This is a genomic window from Kribbella rubisoli, assembly GCF_004217145.1.
Lineage (GTDB): Bacteria > Actinomycetota > Actinomycetes > Propionibacteriales > Kribbellaceae > Kribbella > Kribbella rubisoli.
This window is the reverse complement of the sequence record NZ_SHKR01000013.1, coordinates 158,441-177,340: the sequence shown is the minus strand read 5'-3', so window position 1 is coordinate 177,340 and position 18,900 is coordinate 158,441. Positions and strand designations below refer to the sequence as shown.

Annotated in this window: 19 protein-coding genes; 10 read left to right on the top strand and 9 right to left on the bottom strand. The window is 68.2% G+C overall.

Annotation, left to right across the window (positions count from 1 at the left end; translation table 11 throughout):
* Positions 1-64: 64 nt before the first annotated feature.
* The 3 genes from EV645_RS20845 (at position 65) to EV645_RS20835 (ending at position 2,047) form a co-directional block, all read left to right on the top strand.
* On the top strand, positions 65-637 hold the full coding sequence (locus EV645_RS20845; RefSeq protein WP_130445646.1) for a TetR/AcrR family transcriptional regulator: 573 nt from the start codon (positions 65-67) through the stop codon (positions 635-637).
* 170 nt (positions 638-807) lie between these two features.
* Complete coding sequence (locus tag EV645_RS20840; protein ID WP_130445645.1) at positions 808-1,338, top strand: CGNR zinc finger domain-containing protein; 531 nt, start codon at positions 808-810, stop codon at positions 1,336-1,338.
* A gap of 106 nt (positions 1,339-1,444) precedes the next feature.
* Positions 1,445-2,047: a bacterial proteasome activator family protein gene (locus EV645_RS20835; protein WP_277877066.1), complete on the top strand. Its 603-nt coding sequence runs from the start codon at positions 1,445-1,447 to the stop codon at positions 2,045-2,047.
* A gap of 5 nt (positions 2,048-2,052) precedes the next feature.
* On the opposite strand, the gene EV645_RS20830 is transcribed toward EV645_RS20835, so the two are convergent.
* Positions 2,053-2,862 carry an HAD family hydrolase gene (locus tag EV645_RS20830; RefSeq protein WP_130445644.1) on the bottom strand — a complete coding sequence of 270 codons (810 nt, stop codon included), beginning with the start codon at positions 2,860-2,862 and terminating at the stop codon, positions 2,053-2,055.
* Between the two features lie 575 nt (positions 2,863-3,437).
* Here EV645_RS20830 and EV645_RS20825 point away from each other — a divergent pair.
* Positions 3,438-3,992, top strand: a complete 555-nt coding sequence (locus EV645_RS20825) for a WhiB family transcriptional regulator (RefSeq protein WP_242000543.1) — start codon at positions 3,438-3,440, stop codon at positions 3,990-3,992.
* A gap of 132 nt (positions 3,993-4,124) precedes the next feature.
* On the opposite strand, the gene EV645_RS20820 is transcribed toward EV645_RS20825, so the two are convergent.
* Positions 4,125-4,913 carry an HAD family hydrolase gene (locus EV645_RS20820; protein WP_130445642.1) on the bottom strand — a complete coding sequence of 263 codons (789 nt, stop codon included), beginning with the start codon at positions 4,911-4,913 and terminating at the stop codon, positions 4,125-4,127.
* Positions 4,910-6,184, bottom strand: a complete 1,275-nt coding sequence (serS, locus tag EV645_RS20815; protein ID WP_130445641.1) for a serine--tRNA ligase — start codon at positions 6,182-6,184, stop codon at positions 4,910-4,912. The genes EV645_RS20820 and serS overlap by 4 nt, the downstream gene beginning before the upstream one ends.
* A 94-nt stretch (positions 6,185-6,278) precedes the next feature.
* Here serS and EV645_RS20810 point away from each other — a divergent pair, with 94 nt between their 5' ends.
* Positions 6,279-7,871: a bifunctional phosphatase PAP2/diacylglycerol kinase family protein gene (locus EV645_RS20810; RefSeq protein ID WP_130445640.1), complete on the top strand. Its 1,593-nt coding sequence runs from the start codon at positions 6,279-6,281 to the stop codon at positions 7,869-7,871.
* 86 nt (positions 7,872-7,957) lie between these two features.
* Here EV645_RS20810 and EV645_RS20805 read toward each other — a convergent pair whose 3' ends face one another.
* A complete protein-coding gene (locus tag EV645_RS20805) occupies positions 7,958-8,440 on the bottom strand; it encodes a DUF4446 family protein (RefSeq protein WP_130445639.1) in 483 nt (160 codons plus the stop codon).
* 111 nt (positions 8,441-8,551) lie between these two features.
* On the opposite strand from EV645_RS20805, the gene larB reads away from it, so the two are divergent.
* Both larB and larC read left to right on the top strand, forming a co-directional pair.
* A complete protein-coding gene (gene larB, locus EV645_RS20800) occupies positions 8,552-9,268 on the top strand; it encodes a nickel pincer cofactor biosynthesis protein LarB (RefSeq protein ID WP_130445638.1) in 717 nt (238 codons plus the stop codon).
* On the top strand, positions 9,268-10,596 hold the full coding sequence (larC, locus tag EV645_RS20795; protein WP_130445637.1) for a nickel pincer cofactor biosynthesis protein LarC: 1,329 nt from the start codon (positions 9,268-9,270) through the stop codon (positions 10,594-10,596). The genes larB and larC overlap by 1 nt, the downstream gene beginning before the upstream one ends.
* Here the strand turns inward: larC and EV645_RS20790 are convergent.
* Together EV645_RS20790 and EV645_RS20785 are read right to left on the bottom strand one after the other, a co-directional pair.
* Positions 10,593-12,137: an MptA/MptB family glycosyltransferase gene (locus EV645_RS20790; RefSeq protein WP_130445636.1), complete on the bottom strand. Its 1,545-nt coding sequence runs from the start codon at positions 12,135-12,137 to the stop codon at positions 10,593-10,595. The genes larC and EV645_RS20790 overlap by 4 nt on opposite strands.
* The gene (locus tag EV645_RS20785; RefSeq protein ID WP_130445635.1) at positions 12,134-12,925 is read right to left on the bottom strand and encodes a glycosyltransferase family 2 protein; all 792 of its coding nucleotides are present in this window, start codon (positions 12,923-12,925) and stop codon (positions 12,134-12,136) included. Before EV645_RS20785 ends, EV645_RS20790 begins: the two co-directional genes overlap by 4 nt.
* A gap of 197 nt (positions 12,926-13,122) precedes the next feature.
* Between EV645_RS20785 and EV645_RS20780 the strand changes: the two genes are divergently transcribed.
* Together EV645_RS20780 and EV645_RS20775 are read left to right on the top strand one after the other, a co-directional pair.
* Positions 13,123-13,710, top strand: a complete 588-nt coding sequence (locus EV645_RS20780; RefSeq protein ID WP_130445634.1) for a dihydrofolate reductase family protein — start codon at positions 13,123-13,125, stop codon at positions 13,708-13,710.
* A 93-nt stretch (positions 13,711-13,803) separates the two neighbouring features.
* Complete coding sequence (locus EV645_RS20775; protein WP_130445633.1) at positions 13,804-15,021, top strand: arginine deiminase; 1,218 nt, start codon at positions 13,804-13,806, stop codon at positions 15,019-15,021.
* 232 nt (positions 15,022-15,253) lie between these two features.
* Here the strand turns inward: EV645_RS20775 and EV645_RS20770 are convergent, their stop codons facing one another.
* From EV645_RS20770 to EV645_RS20760, 3 genes are all read right to left on the bottom strand, one after another.
* Positions 15,254-16,222, bottom strand: coding sequence for a DUF5926 family protein (locus EV645_RS20770; RefSeq protein WP_130445632.1), 969 nt, complete (start codon positions 16,220-16,222; stop codon positions 15,254-15,256).
* 39 nt (positions 16,223-16,261) lie between these two features.
* Complete coding sequence (locus EV645_RS20765; protein ID WP_130445631.1) at positions 16,262-16,678, bottom strand: ATP-binding protein; 417 nt, start codon at positions 16,676-16,678, stop codon at positions 16,262-16,264.
* Between the two features lie 240 nt (positions 16,679-16,918).
* Positions 16,919-17,743: a glycerophosphodiester phosphodiesterase gene (locus EV645_RS20760; RefSeq protein ID WP_130445630.1), complete on the bottom strand. Its 825-nt coding sequence runs from the start codon at positions 17,741-17,743 to the stop codon at positions 16,919-16,921.
* 39 nt (positions 17,744-17,782) lie between these two features.
* Between EV645_RS20760 and EV645_RS20755 the strand changes: the two genes are divergently transcribed.
* Complete coding sequence (locus tag EV645_RS20755; protein WP_130445629.1) at positions 17,783-18,763, top strand: zinc-binding alcohol dehydrogenase family protein; 981 nt, start codon at positions 17,783-17,785, stop codon at positions 18,761-18,763.
* The last annotated feature ends 137 nt before the right edge of the window (positions 18,764-18,900 follow it).

Here is an 18,900-nt window from a genome sequence, read left to right as displayed (position 1 = left end):
CTGACCACTACAGCTGTCGTTATTATGTACGACAGTTGTAGTGGATGCCTGCTAACCTGTCAACATGCCGCGGAATCCGGAACGCCGTACCCAGCTCGCCGACGCCGGCCTGGCCGTCCTCGCGGAGGCCGGTGCCCGCGGGCTCACCCATCGAGCCGTCGACGCCGCTGCCGGACTCCCGGCCGGTACGGCGTCCAACTACTTCAGGACCCGCGACGCGTTGCTCGGCGCACTCGGCGAGCGGATCTTCGAGCGGCTCGCACCGGACCCGGCCGTCCTCGAGCCCTTGGCCGAGCGCAAGCCGGACGTCGATCTCATGACCGACTATGTGCGCTACATCGTCGAGCGTCTGCTCGGGCGTCCCGAGCTCTCGCTCGCCCTACTGGAGCTCCGCCTGGAAGCGGCCCGCCGCCCAGGACTGAACGAGATCCTGTCACGGACCATCCGGCAGGGGTTCGACGCGGACGTCGCATTCAACTCGAACGCCGGCCTGCCGGGCGGCGCCGAGGAGATTCGCCTGCTGCACTTCGCGGTCGACGGTCTGGTCCTCGATCAGCTGACCCCGGGTACCGGACATCCGTACGACGTCGACGCGACCACCGCGCGCCTCGTCCGCCGCCTTACCGCGAAGGACTGATCGCGACCTCGGGGTACGCGACCGGGTGCGGCGGTGTGCTGGTGATGCGCCATTGGCCGCAAGCACACCGCTGGTACACCACCAGGCCCTCGCTGACTTGGTGGGCGGAGATTGCGCTCCAGCAATGCCGATGGGTTTCTGTCATGTACCCATCGTGATGTAATGGCATTATGCATCTCAACCCTTACGGCGCGGACGCCGTTCTGCTGGCGGTCAACCTGGTCACGCGGCCGGCGACCACGCCGCAGGAGCTGGCCGAGCGATGCGAGGAGAGCGGCGTCGACAACCGGCTCGTACGCGAGCGTCGCGTCACCGCCGATGATCTGGCGGCCGTCGAGACCGCACTGGCCGAGTGGCTGCAGATCGTGGACGCGGAGGACGAACAGACGCGGGTCGACCTGGTGAACGCGATGCTCGCGAAGTACACCGAGCACCCAAGGCTCACGAACCACGCGGGCGACGGTTGGCACATGCACTACCGCCCGATGAACGTCCCGGTCGGGCGGCTGGTCGCGACCCTGATCAGCACAGGTACGGCGCTACACCTGGCCGGCCGCGGCATCACCCGACTCGGCCGCTGCGCCACCGACGGCTGCAACAACGTGTACGCCGACCTTTCCCGCACCGGGCGTCAGCGCTACTGCAGCCCCACCTGCGCCAACCGCGACGCCGTACGCCGCCACCGCGCCCGGGCCTCATAGGGGCCGCCTAGGGCGTGCCTTCCGGTCCCACGCCGTCGCGAGCAGGTGCCGTGCCGGGTGCCGCACAGTAGGCGTGGGACCGGGAGGCACGCCCTAGGATGGGCAGATGAGCGAGAGCAGCAGCGAGGGCCAGGAAGTTCCGATGGCCGGGGCGAGGACCGAGGACGGCAAGGTGCTGATCGTCGGGCCGGACGGCATGGCCGTCGAGGGGCCGCCGCGCTCCGAGGACGACCGCGACGACGAACCGCGTTCGGTGACCGAGCTGGTCGAGCAGCCGGCCAAGGTGATGCGGGTCGCCAACATGATCCGGCAACTGCTCGAAGAGGTGAAGTCGGCTCCGCTGGACGAGGCCTCCCGGGCGCGGCTGCGGTCGATCCACGAAGCGTCGATCAAGGAGCTGGAGAGCGGCCTGGCGCCGGAGCTGGTCGAGGAGCTGGAGCGGCTCAGCCTCGACTTCACCGACGACAGCACGCCGACCGACGCCGAGCTGCGGATCGCGCAGGCGCAGCTGGTGGGCTGGCTGGAGGGCTTGTTCCACGGCATCCAGACGGCGTTGTTCGCGCAGCAGATGGCCGCGCGTCAGCAGCTCGAGCAGATGCGCCGCGCGCTCCCCGGCGGCCAGCAGCTGCCCGAGGGGCACCCGGGCTTCCCCGGTGCACCGCAGGCCGGCTCCGCCGAAGACCCACGCACCGGCGGGATGTACTTGTAATCGCCTTATTTCAAAGGCTGTAACAACTCTTCGAGGACGGCGGCGACGCCGTCCTCGTCGTTTGCAGGACAGACTTTGTCCACTACTGCAAGTACTTCGGGGTGCGCGTTGGCCACGCCGTACGACGTACCCGCCCAGGCGAGCATCGGCAGATCGTTGACGGAATCACCGAATGCGATCGTCTCGGCAGCCGAGATCCCTTGCTCTGCGGCGAAATCGGCCAGCATCGCAGCCTTCGAGACGCCGGTCGCGGAAATCTCCACCAGCCCGTGGCCGCCGCTGTGGCTGGCCGTGACCCGTTGGCCGACCAACGGTGTGACGAGCGCCAGCAGCTCGTCGGAGTGCAGGCTCGGATGCCGGACGAGCAGTTTTGCGGCCGGCTCCGAAAGTAGCTCCTCGACGGCGGCGACCAGGGTGTTGTCAGGTTTAGGCCAGCGGTTGAGGTAGACCGGTTCCTGTCCGTAGCGGTCCGGTCGCTCGATCGCGAACTGCACGTCCGGGATCGCCGTACGGATCGCCTGCGCGACGTCGAGTGCGACCACGGGATCGATCAATCGGGTCCGAATCGCCTTACGGCGCAGGACGTCGTACAAAATAGCGCCGTTGGCAACTATCGCGATTCCGTGATCGCCGACGAGGTCGGACAGGTCGTGCAGCCAGCGAGGTGGCCGAGCGGTGACCATCACGAAAACACTACCGGCATGCTGTGCCGCGAGCACGGCGGACCGCGTCCGCTCGGACACGGTGCCGTCGCTGCGGACCAGCGTTCCGTCGAGATCGGTGGCAATCAGGCGGGGGTACTGCGAAGCCGTCACCAGGCCACCGTATCCTCGTCACAGCCGGCGTCGCACTACTCCTCCCGACGCCCCGGGCGCAAGTAAATAGACGTCGGTTTCAGCCCTTTTTGACTTATCTGATTGAGCTTTTGACAACGTCATCAGACCGTTACGGCAGGATGCTGCAAAGGCAGCAAGTTCCCCTGCGCGGCACGGTTGGTGCGTGATTTCATGCGTTGGTCTGGTGGGGAACCGGCGGCTGTTCGGCCGCGTCCTAAGCGTGTTCTGGATCAGCGCGACTGATGCCGCCCCGCCTCCGGAAGCACACACAAACGTCGAAGAACTGTTGTGGAATTGGCTGCAACCAAAACCGCGGCAGTGGCGTCAACAGTTATGGATCGATGCGTCCCGCGCCCGGGACGACATGGTGGGCCGGCAACAAAGCGCAGGTCCATCAGCAGCGGATCCGTGCGGACGAGCGTTGTTCATCGTTCGTTCACTCGGGTCTTGATACTTGGGGAGCCTTGATGACCGTCAACAGCGCCAACCTAGCGGGGCCGGGGGGCAGTAGCTCCCGAGCGGCTGTCGACACATCTTCCATCAAGGAGGGGGCAATGACCGGCTGCATCGCCCGTTCCGACATCTTTCAGCACCGCCTGATGGAAGAACCGCCGCCCGCGTCCGCCACCCGTCGTACGCGGGAGCGGTACGAACAGCTCGTCCGCGAGGCAAAGGCGTTGTGCGCGTCCTGCCCGCTCTTCACCGAATGCCTGTACAGCGCCGTCGCCGAGCACGATGTCAGCGGCTTCGTCGCCGGAACGACTGCCGTACAACGGCGTTCGATCCGCAACCTGCTCGACGTCGAGGTGCAGGCCGACGACTTCGACCAGCTCGCCGGTGCACGCGGCACCCGCCGCCCGGTGAGCCACGAAGAGGTCCTCCGGCTGCGCACGCAGTACCCGAACGACAGCCTGGAGTCCCTGGCCATGCGGCTGGGCTGCTCGCTGTCGACGGTGAAGCGTCACCTGCGCCGTGCACGGCGCGGCCAGAGCCCGGCAGCCAAGACGCCGCGGCCGCGGCCCGAGGTCACCGCTGTGCTCGACGCGTTCGACACCGTCGTCGACCAGCAGTGCCAGCCACGCCGGACCGGCAGCAGCCGGGTTGCTTGATCCGATACTCGGCCCGCCAGCGGACTATCGAAGCACGAGGCCCGGAACTCCTGTACAGACAGGGGTTCCGGGCCTTTCGGTTGCCTACAGCAAGGTCAAGCCTTTCGATCGTGGCCGAAAGGACTTGCCGGTCTAGAACCAGCGGTTCAAGATGGCAGCGGCGCCGTCGTCCTGGACGGACTTGGTCACCTCGTCGGCGGCCGACTTCACCTCGTCAGGAGCCGAACCCATGGCGATACCGAGACCGGCGTACGTGAGCATCTCGATATCGTTGCGTCCGTCACCTATCGCCAGCAGACCGGACGACTCCAGGTCGTACTGCGCGAGCGTGACCTTCAGCCCGGTCGACTTGTCGACGCCCTCGGGCGCGATGTCGAGCCAGGCCGTCCAGCCGACGAAGTAGCTGACGCCGTGCAGGCCGAGGCGTTCCGCCAGGTGGACGAAGTCGCTCTCGGACTGGTCCGGGTCGCGGATGATCAACCGGGTCACGGGCTGCGGCGCTAGCTCGTCGTCGCCGACGACGCGGATCCTGGCGTCACGGCCGAGGTCGCCGTCCGGGAACGGCGCGGTCACCAGGTAGGTGCCGTCGGACTCCTCGACCGCCATCCGGGCGTTCGGCGCGTACCTGCGCACCGACGTGATCACCGTCGACGGGTCGAAGGTCCGCTCGTCGACGACCTGGCCGTCCGGGAACCGCATCGTCCGCGCACCGTTGCTGCAGACAACGAATCCGCCGGCCGGCAGGCCGAGCCGCTCGGCCACCGGCTTGGTGGTCGACCAGGCCCGGCCGGTGGCCAGGATGACGGGAACCTGTGCCGCAGTACGTCGAACGGCGTCGAGAACCGCGGGCGACAATCCCTCGTCGTGATCTATGAGCGTGCCATCGATGTCCAGGGCAACAGCTGTCGGTTTCCCGCTCATTTACCGACCGGTTCGAGGACCTCGCGCCCGCCGACGTACGGCTGGAGGGCTGTCGGCACCCGGACCGAGCCGTCGGCCAACTGGTGCGTCTCCAGGATGGCGACGATCCAGCGGGTGGTGGCCAGCGTCCCGTTCAGCGTCGCGACCGGCTGCGTCTTGCCGTCGGCGTCGCGGTGCCGGATGTTCAGCCGGCGCGCCTGGAAGTCCGTGCAGTTCGACGTCGACGTCAGCTCGCGATACCGGCCCTGCGTCGGCACCCACGCCTCGCAGTCGAACTTCCGGTACGCCGAGACGCCGAGGTCACCGGTCGCGGTGTCGATCACCCGGTAGCTCAGCTCCATCTTGTCGAGCATCTCCTTCTCCCAGGCCAGCAGCCGCAGGTGCTCGTCGGCGGCGTCCTCGAGCTTGCAGTAGGAGAACATCTCGACCTTGTCGAACTGGTGGACGCGGATGATCCCGCGGGTGTCCTTCCCGTGCGAGCCGGCTTCCTTGCGGTAGCACGACGACCAGCCGGCGTACCGGATCGGGCCGTCGGACAGGTCGACGATCTCGTCCATGTGGTAGCCGGCGAGCGCGACCTCCGACGTACCGGTCAGGTACAGCTCGGGGTCCTCGAGCCGGTACACGTCGTCGTGCGCCGACAGGTACCCGGTGCCGCCCATCACCTCGGGCTTGACCAGGGTCGGCGTGATCATCGGGGTGAAGCCGTTCTCCACCGCCTGCTGGACGGCCAGCTGGAGCATGCCGAGCTGGAGCAGCATCCCGGCGCCCTTGAGGAAGTAGAACCGGCTGCCCGAGATCTTGGCGCCGCGCTCCATGTCGATCGCACCGAGCAGCTCGCCCAGCTCGAGGTGGTCGCGGGGCTCGAAGCCCTCGGCGGCGAAGTCACGCGGCTTGCCGACCTCCTCGACCACGACGAAGTCGTCCTCGCCGCCGACCGGGGCCTCGTCGGAAACCAGGTTCGGCAGCGCCTTCGCGAGCTCGTCGAAGCGCTGTTCGGCCTCCTTGGCGGCAGCCTCGTTGGCCTTCACGTCCGCGGCCACGGCCTTGGTCCGCTCCAGCAGGGCGGTCCGCTCGTCACCCTTCGCCTGGGCGACCTCCTTGCCGAGCGATTTCTGCTCGGCCCGGAGCGCCTCGAAGGCGGAGATGGACGATCGACGCTCACTGTCGGCGACCAGAATCTGGTCGACCAGGTCCGTACTCTCACCGCGCTTGGTCAGGGCCGCGCGGACGACATCGGGGTTCTCACGGAGCAGCTTCGCGTCAATCACACCCTGAGGGTATCGGGGCGTGTCATGGACGGCGAAGTCTATTCGGGATGATGTGGTGGGTGCACCTGATCACGGAGGGGGAACTGAGGGGGCGATGAACCACCACCCACCCAGTCCGGTCGGCCGTGTGCTCACGGTCGTACTGGGTGCGCTGCCGTTCACGGTGATCACGCTGCTCGTCTTCGAGTACTGGCCGCCGCTGGCGCGCTGGGACCAGTCGGTCGCCGGCCGGGCCGCGTCGTACGGCGCCGCTCACGAGGGCGTCGTCGACTTCTGGCAGGTCATCGGAGCGGTGGTGCTGCCGTGGACGTCACGGGCGGTGATCGTGATCGTCGCGGCGTACCTCTGGCATCGCCGGGCCCGACTGCTGACGTTCTGGCTGCTCACGTCGGCGGTCGCCGAGCTCGTGCTGGTCCAGACGGTCCAGCAGATCTTCGAGCGCCAGCCGCCGGCCCAGGCGCTCGTCGAGACCAGTGGCTACTCGTACGTGTCCGGTCACGCGACGGCCGCGTTCGTGATGGCCGGCGCGCTAGGCGTCGTACTGCCGTCTGTGCGGGGCTGGCGGCGACGGTTCCGGCTGCTGGTCCTGCTGCCGGTGATCGCGGTGGTGTGGATCGCCTCCGCCGACCGGATCGCGCTGAACGTCCACTACATCTCGGACATACTCGGCGGCTGGGCGCTCGGCCTCGGCATCCTGACCGCGACCTCGATCGGTTTCGGCCTCCGACCCGGGCTGCGCCGCCGACGCCGCCGTACGCCGTCAGATGGCGACGGTACGGCGGCTCCCCCGCGGGCAGCGGTGATCGTGAACCCGATCAAGGTCGGCGACGGCGTCGCGTTCCGCCGGAAGGTCACGCGAGCCCTCGAGATCCGCGGGTACGACGAACCACTGTGGCTCGAGACCCGTGAGGACGACGCGGGCAACGCGATGGCCAAGCAGGCGATCGAGTACGAGTCGGACCTGGTGCTGGTCGCGGGGGGCGACGGCACGGTCCGCGTGGTCTGCTCGGCGCTGGCGCACACGGGGATCCCGGTCGGGGTGATTCCCGCTGGGACTGGCAACCTGCTGGCCCGCAACTTGCACATCCCGCTCGACCTCGACGACGCGTTGGAACGGACGCTCGAAGGCCGCGACCGACGGATCGATCTGGTCCGGGTGCACGGCGATCAGCTGGACACGGACCATTTCGCGGTGATGGCCGGGCTTGGGCTGGACGCGGCGATCATCTCGGACGCGCCGCCGCACTTGAAGAAGCAGATCGGCTGGACGGCGTACCTGGTGTCGGCCGCGAAGAACATCAACCACCCGTCCGTGCGGGTCACGCTGGCGCTGGATGATGCGGAACCGATCGAACGGCGGGTGCGGACGGTGGTGGTCGGGAATGTGGGGATGCTGCAGGCAAACATCCCACTGCTTCCGGACGCACGGCCTGATGATGGGCTGCTGGATGTCGTTGTGATCGCGCCTCGACGGGTGACCCAGTGGCCGATCGTGCTGTGGCGTCTGATGACGCGGACGAACCGGACGGATATGTATCTGGAACGCTTCACCGGCCGCAAGGTGGAGATCCACGCCGCGGTCGATGTCCAGCGACAACTCGACGGGGACCCGATCGGGCCCGGACGCTATCTGGTGTGCGAGATCGAGCCCGGCGCGCTGACCGCTCGCGTCCCTAAGCGCCGGTAGCCCCCACGCGCTGCTGGGTTGGGGAGGATATTGCCCCCGAATCGGTACAAGATCCTCCCCAAGCTGGACGGACGCGGGGGTGAGGCTCAGGTGACCGTGGGGCCGGCTTCTTTGCGGAGGGTGTCTATTGCTTCTTCTTCTTCGGGCGAGAGTTTGGATTCGCTGGCGAAGGACTTGATTTCTTTGGCGTACGTGCGGGCATCGGCGCGGCTGTTGATCGACGTCAGCACGACGCCGTCGCCGTTGTTGTCGAGGATCGCCATGGACCACGACAGCTTGCCGCCGGTCTCGCCGAAGGCGTCGTACCGGACGACGGCCAGGTGCTGCAGGGTCTCCTTGAGCTCACCGCGGGTGACGGCCAGTTCTTTGCCGAGTTTGCGCAGTTCGGACTTGACCGTGCCGGGTTTGGCCTCGGGTTCGGCTTGCGGTTCCGGCTCCGGGAGGGCGACGGGTGTGGACTTGTCCGACGTGACGGTTCTGGCCCGGAGGGCCTGGATTGCGAAGACCAGGGCAAGCACCGCCACGAACAGGGCGGCTACCCCGAAGGCACCGGCTAACGTCGAAGACACGCACGAGAGCCTAAGGCATCCGGTGTTATGCCTGAGTATTCAGGCGATCGCACAGCGTGTGTGAGACGAGACGATGCGGTACCTAGGGCCGGGGCAACGTAGATTCGCGGCGTGACACATTTGCCTGATCAGGGCCCACAACCTGGCGTCCACGACCTCGGATATGCCCGCCTCGACACGGACCGGTTGGAGCGTACCGGCGATGCCGAAGTCGTTTACGGAGCCGGTAAGACGCCGTCTCAGGTGGTGGAACTGCTGCGTACGTTGCACGCCACGCACCCCGGACACGCCGTACTCGCGACCCGGCTGACCGAAGAGGCGCAGGAGGCGGTGACCGCTGCGCTGCCGGAAGCTGTTGTGGATCCGGTCGGGCGTACGGCGGTGCTCGGCGAGCCCGGCGTACTGCGTGGAACGGTCGCCGTGGTTGCTGCTGGTACGTCGGACGCCCCGGTCGCAGCGGAGGCGGCGACGACAGCTCGTGTGTTCGGGGCCGACGTGGACATCATCACGGATGTTGGTGTGGCTGGGCTGCATCGGGTGCTCGGCGTACGCGAGCGGCTCGATGCTGCGGACTGCTTGATCGTCGTGGCGGGCATGGAGGGTGCGCTGCCGAGCGTCGTCGGCGGACTGGTCGGCGTACCGCTGGTGGCCGTGCCGACCTCGGTCGGGTACGGCGCTTCGTTCGGCGGACTGGCTGCGCTGCTCGGGATGCTGAACTCGTGTGCACCCGGAGTGTCAGTAGTGAACATCGACAACGGGTTCGGAGCCGGAGTGTTCGCCGCTCGAGTGGCCCGGCAGTCCGTACCGCGCGAGACGAAGGAAGCCTGATGCGCATCGCTTGGCTCGACTGCTCGGCCGGCGCGTCCGGCGACATGCTCCTGGGTGCGTTCATCGCCGCCGGGGCCGACGTCTCGGCCATCAACGCCGCGGTGGCCGCCGTAGACCCGTCCCTCTCGGTCACGGTCGGCCAGACTGCCCGCCACCAGATCGCGGCCACCAAAGCCACCGTGGAAGTCAACGGCGAGCCCCACCCGGAGAACACCCCGGACGCCGGCCACGGCCATGCAGCAGGCCACGGCCACAGCCACGACAGCGGTGACGAAGCCGGCCATGGGCACCGCCACGGCACCGGTGATGAAGCAGGTCACGGACACGGCCACGAGGCAACCCATGTGCACTCGGGCCCGACGCGGGCGTGGGCTGATGTTCGGCGGCTGCTCGAGGAGGCGGCGCTCAACGACGCCGTCCGGACTCGGGCTCTCGACACCTTCGCGCGACTTGCCCGCGCTGAGGCGGCGGCTCACGGGGTGGAGCCGGACACCGTGCACTTCCACGAGGTCGGCGCGCTGGATGCGATCGCGGACATCGTCGGCGTAGCTGCGGCGTCCGTGTCGCTGGATATCGACCGGATTGTGGTGTCGACCGTTGTGCTGGGTGGCGGGCGGCAGGTTCGCGGGCAGCACGGCGGGATCCCGATCCCCGGTCCCGCGGTCCTCGCGATCCTGTCCGAGGCACAAGCACCGGTTACCGGCGGCACAGCGCCGTACGAGATGACGACGCCGACCGGGGCGGCCCTGCTGGCCAGCCTCGCGGACGAGTTCGGCACGCTGCCGCCGATGCGGATCCAGCAGACCGGCGTGGGCGCCGGCGGGCGTGACCCGGTCGAGGTGCCGAACATTCTGCGCGTCGTACTCGGCGAATCGACCGAGAGTTCGGCCACGGAGCTCGTCTACGAGACCAACGTCGACGATCTCGACCCGCGGATCTGGCCGCAGGTCCTGGCGCGGCTTATGGAGGCGGGAGCCGCGGACGCCTGGCTGACCCCGATCCTGATGAAGAAGGGCCGGCCGGCGCACACCCTGTCGGTCCTCGTCGGCAGTGCGAACGCCGAGATGGTCCGGGCCGTGATCCTGTCCGAGACCTCCGCGATCGGCCTGCGCGAGTTCGGCATCCGCAAGCATGCCGCGGATCGGGAGTTCGCCACGGTCGACGTCGAAGGTCAACGCATCCACGTCAAGATCGCGCGGTACGGCGGTCAGGTGGTCAACGTGCAGCCGGAGTACGACGACGTGGCCGCCGCGGCGTCTGCCCTCAAGAAGCCGGTGAAATCCATCCTTGCCAAGGCAGTCGCGGCCGGCCACGACCTCTGGGGCTAAACCGCTTCGGCTTTCTGTGGGACAGCCTTTTGTTTGCGGCGCGGCCAGTCGTACGGCCACCACTGCGCACCACTGCGCCGCGCCCAGACGATCAGCCCGATCAGCACGGCCAGCTCGACCGCGGGGCAGAGAGTGTCCCGCAGTCGAGCGCTGAAGAACTCCAGCGAGTCCGACAGGCTCGCTGCGACCTGCCGCGCGTTCGGGTCGCGGCCCGGCACATACGCGATCGCGAGCATCGTCGTCCGGACGACCATCAGCCCGTCCACCTTCGACGCGGCGACCGCAGCGAGGGCGACCCAGGCGATCACGTCGTACCAGGGCAGGGAGTACATCGCGGTGAGGACCCACGCGATCGCGTAGATCGCGGTGTACCGGATCGCGGCCGGCGTCGGGTCGTCCGGATGCGTCTGCGGGACCAGCGACTTCGGGAACACCTGCGTCAGCAGAATCGCGACCATGATCAGGCCGACCCACGCGAGGATGGCCAGAACGGTGCGCACCAGTCCGTTCGGCAGGAACAGGGTGAAGAAGCTCAGCAGCACCTTGTGCGGCGTACCGGTCGAGATGAACGACGTCTGCGAACGCGCCTGCTGGAACGCCTGCAGTCCGACGATCGCGTACAGACCGCCCATCGCGATCACACCGCCGCCGCAGAAGAACGCGGCCTTCCGCCGATCCGCACGCAGCGCCCACAGCATGGCGACGCCGACCAGGCCGATCGACAGCTTGGTGCAGCCTGCGACGCCGATCAGGATGCCTGCCAAGAACACGTGCCGCCGGAACAGCACCAGCGCGATCACCGCGAACATCACCGCGATCGCGTCGTTGTGGGCGCCGGCCAGCACCGACCACAGGATCAGCGGGTTCGCGAGGCCGAGCATGATCACGCGCCGCCGCGCCGGCAGGTCCTTGCCGACCAGCTTGACCAGCAGCAGACCGGTGACCACCAGGCTGATCCCGACCGACAGCTGCAGCATCCACACGGTGAGCTGCGCCGAGTTGCCGCCGATCAGCGACGAGAGCCACTGGATCCAGGTCGCGATCGGGCCGTACACACTGCGCGCGCCCTGCCACGGCCGCTCGGTCGCGGCGATGACCGGGTCGTACCCGAGCCGGATCGTGTCGGCGGGCGAAGCCGTGTACGGGTCGCCGCCGAGCGCCATGATCCGCCCGTACGCCGCGTAGATCAGCACGTCGCCGGAAGCCATGGGTGGCACCAACGTGATGGCCGCCGTCGTGCCGATGCCCAAGGCAATCAACCGGTCGACGCGCGGGGCCCAGCCGTGCCGAAGCGCCTTGGTGGCAAGGAAAACGCCGTACCCGCCGAGCGCGATCGCGACGTAGATCATCACCGACACGAGCCAGTCGTTGGCGTGCGCGTCGAACCAGTACGACGGGAGCCACGGGTGCCGGCCGGTCAACGTGAGCACGACCACGGACGGTCCGAGCAGGCCGACCGCGACGATCAGCGCCGTACAGACGAGGTAGAGGGCGACGGCCCGGCGACCGTACTTCTGGCCGAGCTGGAGATCAGTGCTCATTGCTCGGACTTCCGCGGGAAGAGACTGCGGAGCGACGGGCCACCACCGTCCGCGGGGAGCGCACTGCGGGCGGCGAGCGCGCGCCGGACGTGCAGGTACTGCTTCGCGCGGTGCAGCTGACCGCGCAGATCAGTCCCGGTCGCCCGGTGCCGGACGTCGATCGGCACTTCGAGAATGCGGAAACCCTTCCGACCCAGATCGATCGTCAGCGCGGTCTCGACCCCGAACCCGGCAGCCAGCGGCACGGCGGAGTCGAACGCGGCCCGCGTCAGACAGCGCTGCCCGGACAACGGCTGCTCCGGCGCCCAACCGGTCGCCTCCTCGATGCCTGCCCGCGAGAGCCGTACGACGAAGCCGTGGCCGCCGGCCTTGGTCCCGTCGGCCCGGACTTGTGCGGGCAGCGTGCCGATGGTCATGTCCACGCGGCCGGTCTGCACCGGCTCGATCAGCGGACCCGCGCCCGAGGCGGTGTCGGTCAGGTCGGCGTCGAGGAACAGCAGGTGGCGCGCGCGGGCGCCGTCGCGCTCGGCGACCGCGGCCGCGCCGGTCTCCATCGCGGCCGCCTTGCCCCGGTTGCGCTCGTGGCGGACCACGACGGCACCGGCTCGCTCGGCGGCCTCCGCCGTACCGTCCGTCGAGCCGTCGTCGACGACCACGACCAAGTCGACTCCGATGATCTTGTGCACCGCGTCGACGGTCGCCGCGATCCGGTCGGCCTCGTCCTTCGCCGGGATCACACAGGCGACGGCACGCTCGAACGGCTCGGGGGACAGATCTTGACCGGACACAGCACCGCAGCCTAGTTCCTCTCCAGCCGATCGACCTCGTCAGCGTCGGTCGGCTGTGGATATTCGTCCTTTCGTACGACAGACGGGTCAGCCAGGCGGCTGCCGATATCAGCCAGGTGGCAGATGTTCCGGGGTCGCCGCGGCGGCAGGATTTCTGGTGTCAGGCACACCGAAGCGAAACCGGAAGAGGTACCGAAATGACCCGCACAGTGACCGCCAACATCTCGCTCTCGCTCGACGGTCGGGTGAACGGCGCAGGCGGCGACTACGACATGAGCTGGATCGTCCCCCACGCGATCACCGAGGGTGCCCGCGACCACATGCTCCGGGTGACCGAGCCGGCCACGACGGCGCTGCTCGGCCGCAAGAACTACCAGGGCTTCGGCGGCTTCTGGCCGGCGGTGGCCGACGACGAGAACGCGGCGCCGCAGGACCGAGCCTTCTCGCGCTGGCTGAACGAGACCGAGAAGGTGGTCTTCTCCACGACGATGACCGAGACACCGTGGCAGAACTCCCGGATCGCTGACGGCGAGCCCGCGGATGTGGTCAAGGAACTGCGTGCCCAGGAGGGCGGCGACATCATCGTGCTGGCCAGCACGAGCGTGATCCAGGCGCTCCTGGCCGCCGACGAGGTCGACCGGCTGAGCATCACCCTCGACCCGGAGCTCGTCGGCGGCGGCGCGCGACTCTTCGAGGACGGCCTACCCGCCACCTCCTGGAAGCTGACCGACTCCACCCCCACCGAGTCCGGCGCCCTCTGCCTCCTTTATGACCGGGTTCGCTGATCCACCCATCCTGGGATATTGTCGGACAATCAGACAGATTGATTGGACTACCGTAGCTTGGTGGGGACAATTCAGAAGCGAAGGGGCGGACGAATGACCGAGGCGCGGCAGGATAGCGGCAAGGCGTACGGCGTCGACAGCGAGGTCGGTGCGCTCCGGACCGTGATGCTGCACCGCCCTGGGAACGAGCTCCGCCGGCTCACCCCACGGAACAACGACAAACTCCTGTTCGACGGCATCCCCTGGGTCGGCCGGGCCCAGGACGAGCACGACGCGTTCGCCCAGGCGCTCCGGGACCGCGACGTCGAGGTGCTGTACCTCGGCGAGCTGCTGACCGAATCCCTCGCCGATCCGGCGGCCAGGGCCCAGGCGGTCGCCGGCGCCACCGAGGACCTGCGGCTCGGCGACACCCTGCGCGAGTACCTGCAGGCCTCTCTCGGCGAGCTCGATCCGGCCGGGCTGGCCGAGGCGCTGATGGCCGGCGTACGGAACGACGAGGTCCGGGCGGGCGGGCTCGTGACGTCGCTGCTCGCGCACGAGGACTTCCTGATCGACCCCCTGCCGAACCTGCTCTTCACCCGCGACTCGAGCGTCTGGATCCAGGACACGGTGGCGGTCACGTCGCTGGCGATGCCGGCCCGGATGCGCGAGACGCAGCTGACCGAGCTGATCTACACGTTCCACCCGCGGTTCGCCGGAGTGGACAAGGTGTACGACCACCAGCTGGAGCATGTCGAGGGCGGCGACGTGCTCGCGCTCGGTCCCGGCGTACTCGCGGTCGGGGTCGGGGAGCGGACCACGCCGGCGGGCGTGGAGCGACTGGCGCGACGGGTGTTCTCGAAGGACCTGGCCCACACGGTTCTCGCCGTACCGATCGCTCAGCAGCGGGCCACGATGCACCTGGACACCGTGTGCACGATGGTCGACAAGGACGCCGTGCTGATGTACCCGAACATGGCCGAGGAGATGCGGGCGCTCGCGGTCACGACCGACGGCGACCAACTGCACATCGCGGAGCCCGAGCCGTTCCTGGTCGCGGCCGCGAAGGCGCTGGGTATCGACACCCTCCGGCGGATCGACACCGGCCTCGACCCGGTGACCGCCGAGCGGGAGCAGTGGGACGACGGGAACAACACTCTCGCCCTCGCTCCGCGGGTCTGCATCGCGTACGAGCGGACCGTCGAGACCAATGCGCGCCTCGAGGAATCCGGGATCGAGGTCATCCGGATCTCCGGCTCAGAACTCGGCTCCGGCCGCGGTGGACCCCGGTGCATGTCGTGCCCCGTACTCCGGTCGCCGATGACCGCCTGAGTCCTCGCTCCGGCCGTCACGTGAGCCCTACGACACGCGGAGTGAGATCGGGGGTTGTGGCGGAGGACCTTCGTGAGTACTCTTCCTGTCTAGGCCCAGGCCCTGTTGCTCCCCCGTCAGCAGGACTTGGGCCGTCCACGTTCCTAGGCCCAGAATCACCTTCGCGGCCTAGACCACTGTAAGTACACGAAACGCCCGGCTGAAGGACTCAGCCGGGCGTTCGTCGTTTCGGTCAGCGAATGGTGAGCTGGCGGCTGGCGAGACCGGCTCGAGCGGCCCGCTCCTCGGTGGTGAGCGGTGCCTCGGTGGCCAGCGCCTTCTCGAGCGCGGTGGCGAAGTCGGCCGCCGGCTTCTCGACGTCGGCGGCCTCGGTGCCGGCCGGGAGCTCCCAGACAGGTGCGAGTACGCCGAGGGCACGGAACGACCCGATCAACCGGCTGCCGTCGATCAGCGTGGACGACCCGGCCGCGTGCAGGCGGGCCAGCGCGTCAAGCAGGGTGTCCTCGGTGTGCGGCATGACCCAGCGCAGGTAGATGCGGTCGCCGATCTGCGTCCAGTACGCCGCGTCGACCGACTCCAGCCGGACCGTCGGAGCTGCCGCCGCGTTCGCACGCTCCAGGCCGGCGGCGACCTCACCGGTCGGGTCCTCGACGTTCTCGCCGACCCAGTAGTCGAAGCCCTCGTGCACCTTGACCTCGAGCGGCTTCGAGGTGTCGATCAGGTCCTGCAGCCGCGGCCCGTCCTTCATCAGGTCGCCGACCTGGATCGGGTTGCCCGGCTCGGTGTGCAGAGCGGCGGTGATCGCGTGCCCGAGGTCGCGGCTCGGATCGCCCGACGACGCGTGTGTCTGCAGGCCGATCCAGATCGTCTCGTCGTCGCGCACCAGGCCCGGCATCGCCATCGGGAGCAGCGTGACGAGGTTGATCGTCCTGCCTGCGTTGTCGCCGGTCAGCTCGACCTCGACGGTGCCGGACGGGACGATCTCGCGGAACGCGATCAGGTCGCATTCGGCCGGCAGCCCCTCGAACGGCCGCACCACGAACGCGTCCGCGGCCTGGGCCCGGTCCTTGCCGTGGCACTGCTTGAACCGCTTGCCCGAACCGCACGGGCAAGGCTCGCGCGGACCGACGTCCATCAGGTCGGCCGGATCCAGAGTGACAGTCGTCGTGTTCTTCGCGCGCTGCCGCGACTTCTTTCCCATAACCCCGCAGTCTTGCAGCCGGACGTGCCCGAGTGCGAACTAGCTCGGGACGATTGCGTGCACCGTCCGGTGGTGAGCGGCCGTACGAACGTCCCAGCCGGAGGTGAGCATGTCGACGATCGCCAGCCCACGGCCCCCGACGGACTCCGGGTGGGTGTCGTTGATCCGCTGCGGTTCGGTGTCCCCGCGACCATCGGTGACCTCGACGTGGATCCCGGCCCGGTCGATCCACCAGGCCGCACGTACCTCACCGGCCGGCAACGGCGGTGCGTACCGGATCGCGTTCGACAGCAGCTCCGAGAGCACCAATTGCGCATCGTCACAAGCGGAATCGGTGATCCGGTAGCGCTTCAGGTAGGCGGCCAGACGGCGACGGGCGTCCGCTACCGCGGACACTTCATGCGGCAGTACGACGTCCACGACGCTAACGTCGGCGGGCAGGGTCGCAGAGGACAAGCAGGGTCTCCTCGATGATCGGTTCAGCCACAGGAACATCTGCCCACGATCGGGCCCTGGAAAACCACCGCAGGTATTCCGTTACATAGGGCATCGGAGATCGCGCCTAAATCCGAAGAAACCGTAACGAAATCGACGGAATTGAACGTTGCAATAACCGCCCGCATTCGTCTCACTACGTATCCAGACCACGTGACACATGACACACGAAATCGTTCGCAAGTGTCACAAACCAAGTGGTCAGGTACGACGTCCTACCTCTTCCGGCGGTTCCGCCAGAACCCTCAGCGCGACGTCCGGGCGGTCGCTGATCACCACGTCGACCCCGATCTCGCGGCAGCGGCGCAGGTCCTCCTCGGCGTTCACCGTCCACACGTGGACCTGGTGCCCGTGCTTCTGCGCGCGATCGACGTACTCCGGGTGCGCGGTGACGATCTCCAGGCTCGGGCCGGCGTACGAGACCCCGGTGGGTAGTGAACCGTCGCGGAAACGCAGCGGGATGCGGTCCATCAGCAGGACGGTGCGCAGGCCGGGGGCCGCCGTACGCAGCCGGCGCAGCGACAGCCAGGAGAAGCTCATCACCCGGACCGGCGACTCCGAACCGAGTTTCGGACGGGCCCAGCCGTAGCGGTCCAGCGCCTCGATCAGGCGGCGTTCGACGAGTCCGGCGTACCGGGTCGGGTGCTTGGTCTCGATGGCGAGCTCGACCGGCCGGCCCGCGTCCCGGACGGTCGCCAGCAGCGTGTCGAGCGTGAGCACCTTCATCTCGTCGAGACCGGGCAGGTCGGCCTCGTCGTCGAGGTCGGCCCACGGACGCTTCCACGAGCCCCAGTCGTAAGCCTCGAGCTCTGCGAGGCTCATCGTGGACAGCACGCCGCGGCCGTTCGAGGTGCGGTCGATCCGGCGGTCGTGGACGCAGACGAGATGCCCGTCCGCGGTGAGCCGGATGTCGCACTCGAGACCGTCCGCGCCGATCTCGATCGCCCGCTGGTACGCCGCAAGCGTGTGTTCCGGACTGACTTCACTGGCGCCGCGATGGGCTACGACGCGCGGGAGCTTCCGCATGAAGGAAACTCTTTCACACGGTGCGTCAGGATTGGCGGCATGGACATGCGGGCGGTTGTGCTGGACGGGCCGATGGAGCCGGAGGAGATGCGGGTACGACGGGTCGCCGTGCCGGAGCCGCGCGCCGGGTGGGTGCGGATCAAGGTGGAGGCGTTCGGGCTGAACCGGTCGGAGTACCACCTCCGCGCGGGCTTCGCGACGAACGCGCGCTTCCCGGTCATCCCCGGGATCGAGGCGGCCGGGACGGTCGATGCGGCGCCGGGCGGGGAGTTCGCGGTCGGGCAGCAGGTGGTCGCGATGATGGGCGGGATGGGGCGCGAGTACGACGGCGGGTACGCGGAGTACACCGTCGTACCGGCGTCGTCGGTCATCCCGGTGACGACCGGCCTCGACTGGGCGACACTCGGCGCTTTGCCGGAGATGCTGCAGACCGCCCATGGATCGCTCTACACGGGTCTCGCGATCGAGCCGGGGCAGTCGTTGCTGGTTCGCGGCGGTACGTCGTCCGTGGGCGTCGCGGCCGCCGTACTGGCGAAGGAACACGGGCTGACCGTGTTCTCGACGACGCGGAATCCTGACCGGCTGGATGTTCTTCGTGAACTCGGTGTCGATCATCCGATCGTTGACGACGGCAACGTTGCGGAAAAGGTGCGGGAGATTCTCCCGGACGGCGTTCACGCAGCACTTGAACTCGTCGGCACGAATGTCCTACCGGACACGCTGAAAGCAACCGCGATCCACGGCACGGTGTGTTTCACCGGAATGCTCAGCGACAACTGGACGATCCCGGACTTCTACCCGATGGACTACATCCCGAACGGCGTCCGGCTGACGGCGTACGGCGGCGAGAGCTCCGACCTACCGGCCGACGCGTTCCAGCGCTACGTCGACCTGGTCGCCGCAGGCAAGCTCCCGATCAGGATCGACCGCGTCTTCACCATGGAGCAAATCGGCGAGGCCCACCGTCTCATGCAGGACGGCGGCGCCATCGGAAAGCTCGTGGTACGAGTCGGGGCCTGAGGTAAGCCCACGTGCGGCTGCTCGCCGGCGCGCGTGAGGGCTTGGTCGGCTGGAGGGGCGGATCTGCAGGCCATCACAATCTGCGCCGGCGTAAGAACTCCTGCGGGGCTCTCGGGAGTTGGAGGAGTTGTGATGGC

What these genes read in the sequence shown, in the direction of transcription:
- EV645_RS20845 (WP_130445646.1), top strand. Translation starts at nt 65, where the DNA reads ATGCCGCGGAATCCGGAACGCCGTACCCAGCTCGCCGACGCCGGCCTG.
- EV645_RS20840 (WP_130445645.1), top strand. Translation starts at nt 808, where the DNA reads ATGCATCTCAACCCTTACGGCGCGGACGCCGTTCTGCTGGCGGTCAAC.
- EV645_RS20835 (WP_277877066.1), top strand. Translation starts at nt 1,445, where the DNA reads ATGAGCGAGAGCAGCAGCGAGGGCCAGGAAGTTCCGATGGCCGGGGCG.
- EV645_RS20825 (WP_242000543.1), top strand. Translation starts at nt 3,438, where the DNA reads ATGACCGGCTGCATCGCCCGTTCCGACATCTTTCAGCACCGCCTGATG.
- EV645_RS20820 (WP_130445642.1), bottom strand. Translation starts at nt 4,913, where the DNA reads ATGAGCGGGAAACCGACAGCTGTTGCCCTGGACATCGATGGCACGCTC.
- EV645_RS20810 (WP_130445640.1), top strand. Translation starts at nt 6,279, where the DNA reads ATGAACCACCACCCACCCAGTCCGGTCGGCCGTGTGCTCACGGTCGTA.
- larC (WP_130445637.1), top strand. Translation starts at nt 9,268, where the DNA reads ATGCGCATCGCTTGGCTCGACTGCTCGGCCGGCGCGTCCGGCGACATG.
- EV645_RS20790 (WP_130445636.1), bottom strand. Translation starts at nt 12,137, where the DNA reads ATGAGCACTGATCTCCAGCTCGGCCAGAAGTACGGTCGCCGGGCCGTC.
- EV645_RS20780 (WP_130445634.1), top strand. Translation starts at nt 13,123, where the DNA reads ATGACCCGCACAGTGACCGCCAACATCTCGCTCTCGCTCGACGGTCGG.
- EV645_RS20775 (WP_130445633.1), top strand. Translation starts at nt 13,804, where the DNA reads ATGACCGAGGCGCGGCAGGATAGCGGCAAGGCGTACGGCGTCGACAGC.
- EV645_RS20770 (WP_130445632.1), bottom strand. Translation starts at nt 16,222, where the DNA reads ATGGGAAAGAAGTCGCGGCAGCGCGCGAAGAACACGACGACTGTCACT.
- EV645_RS20760 (WP_130445630.1), bottom strand. Translation starts at nt 17,743, where the DNA reads ATGCGGAAGCTCCCGCGCGTCGTAGCCCATCGCGGCGCCAGTGAAGTC.
- EV645_RS20755 (WP_130445629.1), top strand. Translation starts at nt 17,783, where the DNA reads ATGGACATGCGGGCGGTTGTGCTGGACGGGCCGATGGAGCCGGAGGAG.